Source organism: Variovorax paradoxus B4 (genome assembly GCF_000463015.1).
GTDB classification, from domain to species: Bacteria; Pseudomonadota; Gammaproteobacteria; order Burkholderiales; family Burkholderiaceae_C; genus Variovorax; species Variovorax paradoxus_E.
The window spans coordinates 3,700,134-3,715,400 of the sequence record NC_022247.1 but is presented as its reverse complement, the minus strand read 5'-3'; the positions used below and the strand labels follow the sequence as shown (position 1 = coordinate 3,715,400).

Genomic DNA, 15,267 nt, shown 5'->3' with positions numbered 1-15,267 from the left:
GCCATGGCCTACGTCATCACCGGCGCCTGCGTCGACATCAAGGACGGCGCCTGCGTCAAGTGCTGTCCGGTGGACTGCATCTACGAAGGCGAGCGCACTCTGTACATTCACCCGGATGAATGCATCGATTGCGGCGTTTGCGTATCCGCCTGCCCCACGCAGGCCATCTATGAAGACCTTCGGCTGCCGTCCGAAATGGCGCACTTCATTGCCATCAACCGCGAGTTCTTCGCGGCGGACATCAGCGGGCTCGGGTCGCCCGGCGGCGCCGATGCGAAGCGCGTGGCCTGCGACCATCCCGCGATTGCAGCGTTCCCACGGCAGCCGGCCGGGTGAACGGGTGCCAGAGGGGAGGGCCGGCTGATGCACGCCAGCATCCTCAAATACTTCATCGAGGTCGCGAGCTGCGGCTCGGTGCGCAAGGCCTCCGAGCGGCTCTACGTGGCCGCGAGCGCCGTCAACCGGCAGATCCACAAGCTCGAAGACGAGCTGGGCGTGGAGCTGTTCGACCGCATGCCCAACGGCCTGCGGCTCAATGCGGCCGGCGAACGCCTGCTCAAGCACGCGCAGGAGACGCTGCACCAGTACCAGGTGATGCGCACCGAGCTCGACGCACTCAAGGGCGAACGCACCGGCCACGTGAAGGTGGCGGCGATGGATTCGTTCTTCGAGGAGCTGTTGCCTTCGGCGGTGGAAGACTTTCTGCAGGTGTTTCCGGCCGTCACGTACACCATCACCGCCGTGCAGCCGATGGAGGTGGCGCAGATGGTGATGTCGGGGCAGGTCGACGTGGGCATGACCTTCGTGAGCCGGCTGCCCGGTGGCGTGGCGGCGGTGGCGCTGGCGAAGCTGCCGATCGGCCTCGTGATGCCGCCCGGCCATCCGCTCGCGAACCACGCCAGCGTCTCGCTGAAGGAGTGCGCGCGCTACCCCTTTCTGCGGTCGAGTTCGCACCCGGTCATCAGCGCCGCGCTGTCGCCGGAGTTCGCCGCGTTCTGGGACGACATGGAGCCGGCCGCCACCTGCAATTCGACGCCCATGCTCAAGCGGCTGATCAGGGCCGGCAAGGGCATCTCGTGCTTCTCGAAGATCGCTTTCATCGAGGACCTCAAGCGCGGCGACCTGATCTGGCGGCCCTTCGAGCTGCCCGCGCTCGACCAGTTGCAGGTCGGCATCGTGGTGCCGTCGCAGCGCGTGCTGCCGCACGTCACGCAGAACTTCGTCGGCCGCATGGCGCGGCGGCTGACGCAGCTCGAACTCGCCGCCGCCGCCGTCTGAGCGGTGGCGCGATCACCACCTGTGGAAGCGGCCCCAGGGCTGCGGCGTGGGCGCAGTCGGCGCACTCCTGCGCGGCCATGGCCTCGAGCGCTTCTGGCGTGTCGAGCTCATAACTGGAGCCGGCGTGCGTCGTCGCCCGCGTCGCGAGGGCCTTCTAGAATCCAGTCCCGCGTTTGCCCGACACAGCTCAGGCAAGGCGCATCGTCCATCTCGTCTTTCCGCATGCCTCTTTTCCGACTTCGCTCCGCGCCTCCTGCTTTCCTGGCTGTTCTTCTTCTTCTTCTTCTTCTCTCCACTTTCGGCACAGCGGCCCCGGCTTCGGCCGCCAATGCCGTCCTGACACTGGACACCGACCGCGCGCAGGAAGATACCCAGACTCCCGCCCTCGACCTTGCGCTGACCCGCTTTGCCGGCATGGCATCCGGCTCCTACTACTGGCCCGAAGGCTTGCTGGCCGAGCAACTGATCTCGGGGCTGTCGTCGCGCCGTGACCGCAAGCAGCAAGCCTTGCCCGGCGGCCAGCGGCTGCTGTCGTCCTACCGTCGGCCCTATGGCGGCAGCGAGCGCGCGGCCGTGCTGCTCGACGACCGCAGCGGTGATGTGCTGGCTGCGGCGCTGGTGCATCGCCAGTGCGGCAAGGGTTCGGCTTCCACCGGCTGCCTGGACGACCAGCACGCGGTGCTGTCGATCTTCCTGCGCCCGGGCGTCGACCGCGCCAAGGCGCAGCCGTTGTTCGCATGGAGCCGCCAGGTGCCCGAAGACCTGCAGTCCGGCGACGGCGAGAAGATCGCGAAGACCGAGTACGCCACGATGGATGCGGCGCACACCGCCGCACGCCCCGTCGAACGGCCGAAGGGTTTCTCGGCAGCGGTGCCGCTGTACCCGAAGTCGCAGATCCATCGCACCGCGCAGGATGCGCTGAGCGACGCCAAGGCCAGGCGCGTGCTGCGCCTGCAGACCACGGACAGCATGGCGCAGGTGCTGGCCTTCTACAAGCAGCTGACGCCGCCGCTCGAAGACATGGAGTCGGGGCTGGACGAGCGCAACGGCTATGTCGCGGGCAGCCGCAAGGGCTTGGCTTTTTCCGTCAACGTGAAGCACGACCGGGACATGCCGGCGATCACCAACATCGAAGTGGAGATGTCCGAATGAATGCGCTGATTCCCAAGACCGTCGCCTCGCTGTTGCTCGCCTGCGCCGTCGGTGCCCATGCACAGGGCGCGCAACCTGCGGCATCGGGCGCCGTCACGACGGAGCTGCCCGCGCCGGCGCTGCGGCTCAGCGAGCAGCCGCGCATCCGCAGTGCCGTGATCGGCATGGTCGGCTACGCGCGCGGCAGCTACACCGAGGCCGATGCGTTGATTGCGCAGCAGGTGCTCGAGGGCATGCGTTCCAGGCACGACATCACGCGACCGTCTGGCCCGATGGCCGCCGGGTCATCGCGTCCGTCAACGGCGGCGACCACGGCGAAGAGCGCGCCGCGATGCTGATCGACGCCGAAGGCCGCCTGGTGGCGCTGGGGCTGGTCAATGGCCATTGCAATGTGCCGCCGACCGACGACAAGCCGAAGGTGTGCAAGCCCGCGCCGCAGACGGTGCTGTCGATCTTCCAGCCCGCCGGTGCGAAGCAGGCGGATGCAGAGCCGCTGGTCGTGTGGGGCAGGACGCTGCCTGCGTTCCTGGCGGCCATGGCCGACAGCGACGACCCGGCAAGGGCGGCGGATGCGCAGAAGATCGCGAGTGTCGAATACATCACCGGTCAGCCGGATGTCCCGGGCTGGCGTGTCGAACAGGTGCCGCCGGGCTTCCCGGCATCGCTGCACCCACTGCTGGTGCAGACGGCCGAGGTGAACAGCACGGCGAGCGCCGGCAAGATCGTGCTCCCCAAGGGCCTCGCCGGCCAGCCGATGCGTACGGCCTACCAGCGCTCCCAGCGCAACGAGCCCCGGCTGCCCGATGCCGAGGTCACGCTGCGCAGCTATGCAGGGCTCGGCGCGCTGGTCGACACCTACCGCGAACTCGCGAAGGGCGCGAGCCCGGAGGAGGAGGGCCGCGAGGTCGCCTTCAACGGCACCGACGGCGCGGGCCGCTACAGCATCCGCCTGCGCGATGCGCAGGAAACCGGCGTGTTCATCACGGTGGCGAGCTGGAAGCGCAAGTAGCCGCCCTGCGTGCCGCAGTGCGGGCCGGTGATGCCATCGCCTGCATGGCCCTTTGCCGTCCGGATGTCAATCGGAGAATTCTTGCCGCTCCCCTGCGATGACACCGAGGCGCGCGGTGAGGGGGCTCACGAGAATCGATGCATGAGCAGGGCCGTCAGAGCTCGCCGCATCCACCTCGAGGAGACATCCACCATGCATCGCTCCCTCCCTGGCCTCTTTCGCCTGCTGCTCCGCACCGCGGTCCTGTGGGCGCTCGCGGTGCTCGTGGCGCCGGCGGCGCTGGCGGCCTACAACCAGAGCCTGACGCGCACGCTCGATGCCGGCCAGATCTACGGCAAGGTCGCCGCCAACAACACGCATGCCTTCCTGGGCCTTCCCTTCGCGCAGCCGCCGGTCGGCACCCTGCGCTGGCGCGCGCCGCAGCCGCCGGTGCCGTGGAGCGGCTCGCGTGCCGCCACCACGCTGGCGGGCATGTGCGCGCAGGTCGGCAACCCCTTCGGCGAACCCGACCCGGCCACCTTCGGCCAGCCCGTGGGCAGCGAGGACTGCCTGTACCTGAACGTCTGGCGCCCCAATTCGAGCGCTGACAACCTGCCGGTGTTCTTCTGGATCCACGGCGGCAGCAACACCAAGGGCTCGGCGCGCGAGCCCCTGTACGACGGCGCCTACCTTGCGCAGCGGGCCAACATGGTGGTGGTGACGGTGCAGTACCGCATGGGCATGCTGGGCTGGCTCAACCACCCGGCGATGAAGACCGGCAATGCGCTGGACGACTCGGGCAACTTCACCACGCTCGACCTCGTGCGCGCACTCGACTGGGTGAGGGCCAACGCCGGCGCCTTCGGCGGCAACTCGGGGCAGGTGACGGTGGCGGGCCAGTCGGCCGGCTGCATCAACACCTGGGGCCTGCTGCAGTCGCCGCTGGCCGAAGGCAAGTTCCATCGCGCGGTATGCATGTCGGGCGTGCCGAACGCCTACCCGCCGCTGGTGGGCACGCTGGCGGCCGAGTCGCTGATCGACAGCCTGCTGGTCGACACCGGCCGCGCCTCGACCACGGCGCAGGCCGCCGCGCAGCGCGTGACGATGAGCAAGGGCGACATCGCCTCGCTGCTGCGCAATGCCACGGCGGCGCAGATCATGAAGTTCACGCCGAGCCCGGTGGTGCCGGGGCATTTCACCGACGGCACGGTGATCCGCGCGAGCGGGCTGCCCGGCCTCCTCGCGGGCAGCTACAACAAGATGCCGCTGATGATCGGCTCGACGCACGACGAAGGCTCGTACTTCGCGTTCCTGTTCGGCATGGGCCAGCCGACACAGGCCGAGCTCTGGAACCTGGCCAACTTCGCGCCGCCCGGCAGCGTGACCTTCAACCAGCTCGTCAAGCCGGAGTTCCAGCCGATCTACACGCAGACCCACGAGGTGCTGACGTACGCGATCGACAACGTGCTCGACAACGTCATCCGCGTGCTGCGCCTGCAGAACGGCGACATCTATCGCTACAACTACAACTGGGACGATACGCCCCAGCCCTGGAAAGACACTTTCGGCGCCTTCCACGGCATCGACGTGGCCGCGCTGTTCGGCAACTTCGTGACCGACGAGCCGAACTTCATGCGCTTTGCCTGGAGCGCGTCGAACGCGAGCAGCCGCAAGGCCCTGTCGGACAAGTTCATCGACTACACCGCCACCTTCGCCCGCTACGGCGCGCCGAGCCGGCTGTTCGACGGCAAGACGCCCTGGAACAACTGGACCAACTTCGTCTGCCTGCTGTGCAGCAAGCGGATGATCTTCGACAACCAGCCGCGCATGTCGGCCGACGACTACCTGTTTTTCTGGCCGCGCTACACGCTGCTGTCGCCGCAGCAGCGCGAACTCCTGTTCCGCTATGTCGACTTCAACGCGCTGCCCGAGTCGGTGGACCCGCTGCGCGACGGCACGCGCTGAACCGCGGCAACGGCTTATTGGATGATCCCGTGGCGCACGGCATAGAGCACCAGCTCGGCCGTGCTGGCCACGCCGAGCTTGTCGAGGATGTTGCCGCGGTGCGTGCTCACGGTCTTCACGCTGATGAGCATCTCGTTGCCGATTGCCGTGAGCGACAGGCCCTTGAGCATCATCAGCATGATCTGGTGCTCGCGCACCGTGAGCCGCTGGTGGGCCGGGCGGTCGTCCCGGCCTCCGAGCTGGCCGCTGACCTGCGAGGCGGCACGCGCGCTCAGGTACTGGCCACCGGCCGCCACGCAGCGGATCGCGCACACCAGCTCGGCCGGTTCCGCATCTTTCGCGATGTAGCCGCGCGCGCCGGCCTGGATGGCGACCAGCGCGTACTGCTCCTCGGCGTACATCGACAGCATCAGCACCGGCAGCGCGGGCTGCGCCGCGCGGATCGAGGCCAGCACCTCCAGGCCGTTGCGGCCCTCCATGTTGATGTCGAGCAGCACCACGTCGAAGCGGCGCCGGCGCACCAGCTCGAGCGCCTCGGCGCCGTTGCCGGCCTCGGCGGTGGTGCGCAGGTCGGTCTCGTCGAGCAGCAGGCGTTGCAGCCCGGAGCGGAAGATCGTGTGGTCGTCGACCATCAGGATGTCGATCATGCGGGGCGGGGCTCTTGGTGCAGCGGGACGCTCAGCACGAGCCGCGTGCCTGCGCCGGGCGCCGAACGGATCTGCAGTTCGCCGCCGATCTCGCGCGCGCGTTCGCGCATGCTCAGCAGGCCGAGCGCGCTGCCCTCGGGGGCATCGGGGTCGAAGCCGCAGCCGTCGTCGTGCAGCGCGAGCCGCAGCCGGCCGTCTTCCACGCGCAGCCGCACGTTCACGCGTTGTGCCTTCGAGTGGCGCGAGACGTTCGTCAGGCCTTCCTGGAAGATGCGGTAGACCGCCGTCGCGTGCCGGGGCGCGAGCCGCAACGCCGGGACGTCGGCGTCCAGCGCGTGCGGCACGCCCGATCGGCGCGTGAAGGCCTGCAGCTCGTTCGCCAGCGCAACGGACAGGTCGAGATGGTCTAGCGCGCTCGGGCGCAGCGCTTCGGAGATCTGCTTCACCGTGTCGATGGTCTGCTGCGTCAGCGCGATCAGGCCCTGCGTCAGCGCCTGCACCTCGGGGTTGTCGGCGCGGCGCTGGATGCGCGTGGCGTCCATCTTGATCGAGGTCAGCATGCCGCCGAGCACGTCGTGCACGTCGCGCGCAAGCGCCAGCCGCTGCTCCTCGAGCTTGTTCGCGGTGTAGGCGGCCAGGGCCTGCAATTGCTCGCGCGAGCGCTGGCGTTCTTCCTCGCCGCGCACGCGGTCGGTCACGTCGACGCCCACGCCCATCACGGCCGGCCGTCCCCGGTAGGTGATGCGCGAGCCGTGCACTTCCACGAAGCGCACGCGGCCGTCGCGGTGCAGGCCGCGCGTGATGAAGTGCATGCTCGGCGGATGCCCCGCCAGCCGGGCTCGGATGCGCGAGCGCACCACCTCGAGGAAGTCGGGCGGCACGATCTGCGCGAGCGACATGCCGGTCGCTTCTTCCGCCGTGTAGCCTGCGATGCCGGCCCAGGTCGCGTTGCAATAGACGAAGCGGTCGTCCTGGATCACGTAGATGCCCGCGACCATCTGTTCGACGATGGTGTCGAAGGGAATGTCCGGCAGGCGCTCTGGTGCGGGATCGGTCATGGGGTGGGCGGTGGCGCGCTGCATGATAGGTCGCGGGCGGCGCCGCGCGGCCCGGGGCCGAGGGTTTGCGAGCAGCAGGGTTCCCCGTAGCGTCGCCCGGAAATGTCCGATGGCCGGCACGCGCGGCAAGGACGAGTTCAGCTACTTCTCGCTCGAAGGCTGCGTGGCGGCGATGATCAGGGTGGAGGCGGCGCGCGGCGGACCGCTCATCCACTGAGCCGCCCGGCGGAGGCGGGCGGGGGAGGGAAGGAGAAAAAGGATCAGCCGACTTCGGCGATCAGCTCGATCTCGACGCAGGCGCCCATCGGAATCTGCGCCACGCCGAAGGCGCTGCGCGCATGCGCGCCCTTCTCGGGGCCGAACACTTCGGCGAAGAACTCGCTCGCGCCGTTGGTCACCAGGTGCTGCTCGGTGAAGGTGCCGACCGAGTTGACCAGGCTCATCACCTTGACGATGCGCGTGACCTTGTTCAGGTCGCCCACGGCCGCATGGAGCGTGCCGAGCAGGTCGATGGCAATGGCGCGCGCCGCCTGCTTGCCTTCTTCGGTGCCGATGTTCGCGCCCAGCTGGCCGGCCCAGACCTTGCCGTCTTTCCTGGCGATGTGGCCCGAGAGGAACACGAGGTTGCCGGTGCGCACGAAGGGCACGTAGGCCGCGGCCGGGGCGGCGACGGGGGGCAGGGTGATGCCGAGGCTGGAAAGCTTGTCGTAAACGCTCATTGAAGATCCTTGTCAGGGGGTTGCGATTGAATCTGCGATTGTGTCCGTGATTGTGACTGCGCTGCCTCCGCCGCCTGCGTGCGCAGCTCTTCGATGGGCCGCACCGTCACGCCTACCTTGAGCGTGTGGCGCGCGCCGCCGTGCAGCACGCCGCGCATCGGCGAGACGTCGGAGTAGTCGCGGCCGATCGCGAGTGCAACGTAGTCTTCGCCAGGCTGGCGGCCGTTGGTGGGATCGAACTCGGCCCAGCCGCCGGCGCTTTCATGGCCGTCGCCGTCGCCGTCGCCTTCGCCTGGCAGGTAGACCGAGACCCAGGCGTGCGAGGCGTCGGCACCCACCAGCCGCGGCTGGCCCGGCGGCGGCTGCGTGAGCAGGTAGCCGCTCACGTAGCGCGCCGGCAGGCCCATGACGCGGAAGCAGGCGATCATGATGTGGGCGAAGTCCTGGCACACGCCCTTGCGCTGCGCGAGCGCCTCGGCGGCGGGCGTGCTGATCTCGGTGCTGTCGGCGTCGTAGGCGAAGTCGCGGTACATGCGCTCGGTGAGGTCCATCGCCACATCGAAGGTCGGCCGCCCTGGCGCGAAGCTCGCGCGCGCATAGGCCGCGAAGTCGTCGTGGCGGGGCACGTAGGGCGACGGAAACACGAACTCCGAGGCGGGGTCGAAGGTGGCATCCTTGCGGTAGCGGAAGCGTTCGCGCACGGCTTCCCAGGGCAGCTCGCGCGCAATGCCCGGCGCGAGCTGCGGCGTTGAAGTCTCGACCACGCTTTCGGCGGTGACGACGAGGCTGTCGTGCGTGGCCTCGAGCGCAAAGAAGGCGCGCGTGTTGCCGTAGACATCGGGCACTTCGCTGCGCTGCGCGGGCTGCGGCTCGATCGCGAGCTTGTGGCTCACGAGCCGCTGCGAGCCGGTGGCCAGCGGCTTCAGGTGGGCCAGGTGCTGCGCTGTTTCGACCGCGGGCGAATACTCGTAGCGGGTTTCGTGCGTGACGTGAAGGAGCATGGGTGTCCTGTGGAGCTGCGGTGCGAAGCGGCGCCGGGCCGTCCTGCCTCAGGCGCCGACCGATCGCAGCGATTCGGAGGTAAGGGTGAAGTAGCGCGTGCCGATGGCGTCGGACACATGGTAGGCCGCGGTCTCGCAATTGGCGAGCAGCTCGACCAGCGCGGGGTGGCTCCCGTCGGGCCCGGTGGCGCACAGGTGCTCCAGCGTCCATGCGGCGGGATCGGACAGTTCGTACGACAGCGCGGTGAGCTTGCCGGGGGCGCTGCCGGCCAGGCGCGCAATGCGCCCGCGCAGCGTCTGCGTGACCCATGCCAGCGAGCGCGGGTTCTCGGCATCGAGCACCAGCAGGTCGACCAGCGTGGCCACGTCGCGCCGCTGCTGGTAGCGGGCGTGGAAGGTGATGGTGCTGTCGAACAGCGCCACCATGGCTTCGAAGCCGCTCACTTCGTGCACGGCGCCGTTCTCGAAGCCGGCCTCCAGCGCGCTCGCGAGAAAGCCCAGCCGTTCGATGTGGCGGCCGATCGACAGCAGGCGCCAGGCGTCGTCGCGCGTCATGCGGTCGGTCTGCGCGCCGGTCATGGCGGCGAGCGCGGTGCTTGCGGATTCGAGCGCGCGCAGCGCGGCGCCGGTGGCAAAGCTGCCTTCGCCGGCCTGCTCGGCCGCGCGCCGCAAAAAGTCGGCCTCGGCGCGCACGATCTGGTTCCAGGTGTCCTGCGAGAGCCGTTCGCGCACGGCGGCGGCGGCCTGCCGGATGCAGCGCAGGCTGAAGCCCACGCTGCCGCCGCGCTCCACGTCGCCGAGCTCGGCGATCAGTGCGCGTTCGAACACGCGGCGCGATTGCGGCGCGCTCGGCGCTTCGGCCGGCACCAGCGCATTGCGCAGCGCCATGCGGTGCAGCCAGTCGAGCAGCGGGCGCGACGACTGGTCTTCGCTGCCCAGCAGGTTGAGCGTGAGGCGCGCGAGGCGCACCGCGTTCTCGGCGCGCTCGGTGTAGCGGCCGAGCCAGAACATGTTCTCGGCCGCGCGGCTGGTCACGGGCGCGCGGTGCCGCGCGAGCGAGGCCGGCGTGGCATGCGGCTGCAGCAGCGTGGTGCGGTCGACTTCGCCGTGCGTCTGCACCCACACGTCGGCGCTGCTGCCGCCGCGCTGCATGGAGGCGATCTGCGCATCGCGGCCCGCCAGCCGGGCCAGCCCGCCCGGCAGCACGCGCCAGGACTGCGGCCCGTCGCTCACCGCGAAGACGCGCAGCAGCATCGCGCGCGGCGCGATGTGGCCGGGGCCCATGTCATTGGCCCAGGTGGGCATCTGCGACAGCGGCAGGTAGCTCTGGACCGTGTGGGCTTCGCCCTCGCGAACGATGCGGCCGGCCCATTCGTCGAGCTGGCGCCGGCTCAGCTGGCTGCCGAGCACCGCGTCGAAGCTGGTCTGTCCGTCGGACCCGGGATAGGTGGGCTTGATGGCGCAGTCGCCCAGCTGCGGCAGCACCGCCTCGAGCGCGGCGCGCTCCCCGCACCACCAGGTCGGCAGCGCCGGCAGCTTGAGCTTTTCGCCGATGAGGCGGCGCGCGAGCCCGGGCAGGAAGCCCAGCAGCGCGGGCGATTCGAGGAACGCCGAGCCCGGCATGTTGGCCACCAGCACATTGCCGGCCCGAATGGCCTGCAGCAGGCCCGGCACGCCCAGCGTGGAATCGGGGCGCAGCTCGAGCGGGTCGAGGAACTGGTCGTCCAGGCGCTTGATGAGCCCGTGTACCGGCCGCAGCCCCTGCAGGGTCTTGAGGTAGAGGCGCTGGTCGCGCACCGTGAGGTCGCTGCCCTCGACCAGCGTCAAGCCCAGATAGCGCGCGAGGTACGCATGCTCGAAGTAGGTTTCGTTGTAGGGGCCGGGCGTCAGGAGCGCGATGTGCGGCGGCGCGCCGGCCGGGCACATGCGCTGCAGGCCGTCCATCATGGCGCTGTAGGTGGCGGCCAGGCGCTGCACCTGCAGGGCCTCGAAGGCCTGGGGAAACTGGCGCGTGATGGCCAGGCGGTTCTCGAGCAGGTAGCCCAGCCCCGAGGGCGCCTGGGTGCGTTGTGACACCACCCACCAGTTGCCGTCGGGCCCGCGGGCGAGGTCGAAGGCCGCGATGTGCAGCCATGTGTCGCCCGACGGCTTCACGCCGTGCAGGGCGCGCAGGTAGCCGGGATGGCCGTGCACCAGCGCCGCGGGCAGCAGGCCTTCGGCCAGCAGCTGCTGCGGGCCGTAGACATCGGCCATGACGCGATCGAGCACGCGCATGCGCTGCAGCACGCCGGTTTCGATCTGGCTCCAGCTCTCGGGCGAGACGATCAGCGGGAACAGGTCGAGCGACCAGGGGCGCTGCGGGCCGTCGGCGTCGGCATAGACGTTGTAGGTGACGCCGTTGTCCCGGATCTGCCGCTCGAGGCTGACCGCGCGCCTCGGCAGGTCATTGAATCCGCCCGGGCCGAGCTGCTCGAAGAAGGCGTTCCAGGCGGGCGTGAGGGGCGGGTTGTCGCTGGAGGAGGGCTGGAGGACCTGGGTCTGCGTTTGCGTCTGGGATTGGGCCTGCGACGGACCCGGCGGCACCCCCGGCCGCTCCGCCGCAGCGTCGTAGAGCATGGGCGGTAACGGCGCCATGGGCGCTGCGCCCGCAACCGGCCGTGCCGGCGTGGCCTGGCCGCGCAGTTCGTCGAAATGGCCGGGCAGGGCGGCCGGCGCGAGCGCCGACGCCAGGGCGGCTGGAAATTCCAGCGCCTGGGCGTCGAACAGGGATTCGTTCAGAGGTTCCACAGGAGGTGGATTGTCACATTGCCGTCACCGGTCGGATGATGGGCGACGTGCTGAATGTCCTCTTGCGGGTTTTTCAGACCCTGTTACCGCCGCAAATCGAGCGTGAACGGGAATTCGCGGCTGCCCGCGAGCTCGATGGTGGCCGGCGGCGTGCGCATTAGCCCCGGCGTGTGGCCCATCTGCGTGAAGCGCGACATGCGCCGGCTTTCGGCCTCGTAGGCATTGACCGGGAAGGTGTCGTAGTTGCGCCCGCCCGGGTGGGCGACGAAATACTGGCAGCCGCCCAGCGAGCGCTTCATCCAGGTGTCGACGATGTCGAAGGTGAGCGGCGCATGGGCGCCGATGCTCGGATGCAGCGCCGAAGGCGGGTTCCAGGCCTTGTAGCGCACGCCCGCCACGAACTCGCCGACGGTGCCCGTGGGCTGCAGCGGCAGCACCTTGCCGTTGACGGTGATCACGTGGCGGCTCTCGTTCAGGCCGGTCACGCGCACCTCGATGCGTTCGAGCGACGAATCGACGTAGCGCACCGTGCCGCCGGCCGAGCCTTCCTCGCCCATCACGTGCCAGGGCTCGAGCGCATTGCGCAGCGACAGCTCCACGCCCATGGCCTGCACCTGGCCCACCAGCGGAAAGCGGAACTCGAAGTGCGGCGCGAACCAGTCGGCATCGAAGGCGAAGCCGGCCTGGCGCATCTCGCTGATCACGTCGTCGAAATCCATCTTGATGAAGGTCGGCAGCAGGAAGCGGTCGTGCAGCTCGGTACCCCAGCGGGTGACGGGCGCCTTGTACGGTTCGTCCCAGAAGCGCGCCACCAGCGCGCGAATGAGCAGCTGCTGCGCAATGCTCATGCGCGCATGCGGCGGCATCTCGAAGGCGCGCAGTTCCAGCAGGCCGAGGCGGCCGGTGCTCGAGTCGGGGGAGTAGAGCTTGTCGATGCAGAACTCGCTGCGGTGGGTGTTGCCCGACACGTCGATCAGGATGTTGCGCAGCGTGCGGTCGACCAGCCAGGCCGGCATGTTCTGGCCGTGGATCTCGCGGTTCCTGGCGATTTCCTTCAGGGCGATTTCGAGCTCGTAGACCTGGTCGTTGCGCGCCTCGTCCACGCGCGGCGCCTGGCTGGTCGGGCCGATGAACATGCCCGAGAACAGGTAGCTCAGCGAGGGGTGGTTGTGCCAGTAGAGCAGCAGGCTCGCCAGCAGTTCGGGCCGGCGCAGGAAGGGGCTGTCCGCGGGCGTGGCGCCGCCCATCACGAAGTGGTTGCCGCCGCCGGTGCCGGTGTGGCGCCCGTCGGTCATGAACTTCTCGGCCGAGAGGCGGGTTTCGAACGCGGCGTTGTAGAGGAACTCGGTGTGGGCGACCAGTTCCTTCCAGTTGTGGGCCGGATGGATGTTGACTTCGATCACACCCGGGTCGGGGGTGACGGCCAGCATCTTCAGGCGCGGATCGCGCGGCGGCGGATAGCCTTCCATCACGATGCGCATGCCGAGCTGCCGGGCCGTGGCTTCGACGGCTGCGACCAGGTCGAGGTAGTCCTCCAGGCGCGCGAGCGGCGGCATGAAGACGTAGAGCACGCCCGAGGCGCTGCCTTTTTTCTCGGCCGACGGACCGTTGGCGCGGCGCGGGTCGCGCACTTCGACGCACAGCGCGGTGCGCGTGACCCAGTGGGCCGACTCGCCGCGCACGGGCTGGCGCGTGGCCGGCGTGGCGGCGGAACGGGTGGCTGCTGCGTCGTCGGCTGTGGAGGCATCGCCGCTCGCGGCTGCGCCTGTGGCTGCCGCCTCGCCCGGCGCCTGCATGCGCAGGGCCGCAGGCACCACCGGCGGCGCACCGAAGGCATAGGGCACCGCGCCCAGGTCGGCGCCCGTTGCGCCGCCCGTCGGCACGGCATAGCGCGCCCGGTAGTCGGCCGAACTCGGCAGCGCGGCGCGTGGCGCGGTCGGGTCGCGCTCGACCAAGTAAGGGTAGTCGCCCTTGCTGGCCCAGGGCTGCGAATCGAGCGGCAGGCGATAGCCCATCGGCGAATCGCCCGGGATCAGGTAGAGCCGGTCGTCGCGCAGGAACCAGGGGCCGGTCTTCCAGCCCGGGCCTTCGAGCGCCGGCGCGTCGGCATCGGCGTTGGCGGGTTCGAGCGGCAGCATGTAGCCGATGACCGCGTCGAGCTTCTGCGTGAACACGCGGCGCAGGCGAACGCGCTCGAGCTCGTCGTCGAGCTTCGATTCGAAGGGGTCGACGTTGACCGGCAGGCGGCGCTCGCGCCAGAGGTAGTAGTAGACGTCTTCGTAGCCGGGCTGGATGTAGCGCTCGGTGATGCCGAGCTTGTGCGCCAGCACGGTGGTGAAGCGGCGCGCGTCTTCGCTCGTGTAGTGCGTGGGCACGCGTTCGTCGGCAAAGAGTTCGGGGTCGTGCCAGAGCGTCTGGCCGTCGGCGCGCCAGAAGATCGACAGCGCCCAGCGCGGCAATTGCTCGCCCGGATACCACTTGCCCTGGCCGAAGTGCAGGAAGCCGCCCTGGCCGTATTCGGCGCGCAGCTTGTGGACGAGCTCGGTGGCATAGCCGCGCTTCGTGGGGCCGAGCGCATCGGTGTTCCATTCGGGCGCATCGCGGTCGCTGGTGGCCACGTAGGTGGGCTCGCCGCCCATCGTGAGCCGCACATCGCCGGCTTTCAGGCGCGCATCGACCGCATCGCCGAGCGCGAGCACCTCGGCCCACTGTTCCTCGGTATAGGGCTTGGTCACGCGCGGCGATTCGTAGATGCGCGTGACCTTCATCTCATGGCCGAAGTCGACCTCGGCTTCGTCCACCCCGCCCTCGATGGGCGCGGCGCTCGAAGGCGTGGGCGTGCAGGCGAGCGGGATGTGCCCCTCGCCGGCAAGCAGCCCCGAGGTGGCGTCGAGCCCGATCCAGCCCGCGCCCGGCAGGAAGACCTCGCACCAGGCGTGCAGGTCGGTGAAGTCGACCGTGGTGCCGCTCGGGCCGTCGAGCGCCTTCACGTCGGGCGTGAGCTGGATCAGGTAGCCCGAGACGAAACGCGCCGCCAGCCCGCAATGGCGCAGCAGTTGCACCAGCAGCCAGCCCGAGTCCCGGCAGGAGCCGCTGCCATTGGTCAGCGTTTCTTCCGGCGTCTGCACGCCGGGCTCCATGCGGATCAGGTAGTTGACGTCCTTCTGGACCTGCTGGTTGAGGCCGACCAGGAAGTCGATGGTGCGCTGCTCCTTGCGCTCGATCTTGTCGAGGTAGGCCGACAGCAGCGGCGTGGGTTCTTCGGTGACGAGGTAGGGCGCGAGTTCCTCGGCCTGCGAGGCGGTGTACTTGAACGGGAAGTTCTCGGCCTGCGGCTCGAGAAAGAAGTCGAAGGGGTTGTAGACCGCCATCTCGACGACGAGGTCGACCGTGACCTTGAACTCGCGCGTCTTCTCGGGAAACACGAGCCGCGCCTGGTAGTTGGCGAACGGATCCTGCATCCAGTTGACGAAGTGCTCGGCCGGCTCGACCTGCAGCGAATACGAGATGACGTTGCTGCGGCAATGCGGCGCGGGGCGCAAGCGCACGACTTGCGGGCCCAACTGCACCAGGCGGTCGTACTTGTAGTGGGTGACGTGGTGGAGTGCGGCGTGAATGGACATGCGTTTTGTGTGCAGTACTGCGAGATTGCATCGAAAAGATGTCTCTTGT

Annotated in this window: 12 protein-coding genes; 6 read left to right on the top strand and 6 right to left on the bottom strand. The window is 69.2% G+C overall.

The annotated features are described in order from the left end of the window. The first annotated feature begins 3 nt into the window (after positions 1-3). From fdxA to VAPA_RS17295, 6 genes are all read left to right on the top strand, one after another. On the top strand, positions 4-336 hold the full coding sequence (gene fdxA / locus VAPA_RS17320) for a ferredoxin (protein WP_021008063.1): 333 nt from the start codon (positions 4-6) through the stop codon (positions 334-336). 27 nt (positions 337-363) lie between these two features. Beyond that, complete coding sequence (locus tag VAPA_RS17315; RefSeq protein ID WP_021008062.1) at positions 364-1,278, top strand: LysR family transcriptional regulator; 915 nt, start codon at positions 364-366, stop codon at positions 1,276-1,278. A 222-nt stretch (positions 1,279-1,500) separates the two neighbouring features. Beyond that, a complete protein-coding gene (locus VAPA_RS17310; RefSeq protein WP_021008061.1) occupies positions 1,501-2,430 on the top strand; it encodes a hypothetical protein in 930 nt (309 codons plus the stop codon). Continuing rightward, positions 2,427-2,768: a hypothetical protein gene (locus tag VAPA_RS17305; protein WP_021008060.1), complete on the top strand. Its 342-nt coding sequence runs from the start codon at positions 2,427-2,429 to the stop codon at positions 2,766-2,768. The genes VAPA_RS17310 and VAPA_RS17305 overlap by 4 nt, the downstream gene beginning before the upstream one ends. Further along, positions 2,762-3,439: a hypothetical protein gene (locus tag VAPA_RS17300; RefSeq protein WP_021008059.1), complete on the top strand. Its 678-nt coding sequence runs from the start codon at positions 2,762-2,764 to the stop codon at positions 3,437-3,439. Before VAPA_RS17305 ends, VAPA_RS17300 begins: the two co-directional genes overlap by 7 nt. A gap of 192 nt (positions 3,440-3,631) precedes the next feature. Further along, positions 3,632-5,383: a carboxylesterase/lipase family protein gene (locus tag VAPA_RS17295; protein WP_021008058.1), complete on the top strand. Its 1,752-nt coding sequence runs from the start codon at positions 3,632-3,634 to the stop codon at positions 5,381-5,383. A 14-nt stretch (positions 5,384-5,397) separates the two neighbouring features. Here VAPA_RS17295 and VAPA_RS17290 read toward each other — a convergent pair whose 3' ends face one another. The 6 genes from VAPA_RS17290 to VAPA_RS17265 all read right to left on the bottom strand — a co-directional run bounded on the left by VAPA_RS17290 (position 5,398) and on the right by VAPA_RS17265 (position 15,218). Next, positions 5,398-6,030, bottom strand: coding sequence for a response regulator (locus VAPA_RS17290; RefSeq protein ID WP_021008057.1), 633 nt, complete (start codon positions 6,028-6,030; stop codon positions 5,398-5,400). After that, positions 6,027-7,088 carry a sensor histidine kinase gene (locus tag VAPA_RS17285; protein WP_047785152.1) on the bottom strand — a complete coding sequence of 354 codons (1,062 nt, stop codon included), beginning with the start codon at positions 7,086-7,088 and terminating at the stop codon, positions 6,027-6,029. The genes VAPA_RS17290 and VAPA_RS17285 overlap by 4 nt, the downstream gene beginning before the upstream one ends. Positions 7,089-7,348: 260 nt before the next feature. Next, positions 7,349-7,807: a RidA family protein gene (locus VAPA_RS17280; protein ID WP_021008055.1), complete on the bottom strand. Its 459-nt coding sequence runs from the start codon at positions 7,805-7,807 to the stop codon at positions 7,349-7,351. Beyond that, positions 7,804-8,808, bottom strand: a complete 1,005-nt coding sequence (locus tag VAPA_RS17275; RefSeq protein ID WP_021008054.1) for a transglutaminase family protein — start codon at positions 8,806-8,808, stop codon at positions 7,804-7,806. The genes VAPA_RS17280 and VAPA_RS17275 overlap by 4 nt, the downstream gene beginning before the upstream one ends. A gap of 48 nt (positions 8,809-8,856) precedes the next feature. After that, a complete protein-coding gene (locus tag VAPA_RS17270; RefSeq protein ID WP_021008053.1) occupies positions 8,857-11,595 on the bottom strand; it encodes a circularly permuted type 2 ATP-grasp protein in 2,739 nt (912 codons plus the stop codon). Positions 11,596-11,678: 83 nt separating this feature from the next. After that, entirely contained in the window at positions 11,679-15,218 is a 3,540-nt protein-coding gene (locus VAPA_RS17265) for a transglutaminase family protein (protein WP_021008052.1), read from the bottom strand. Positions 15,219-15,267: the final 49 nt, after the last annotated feature.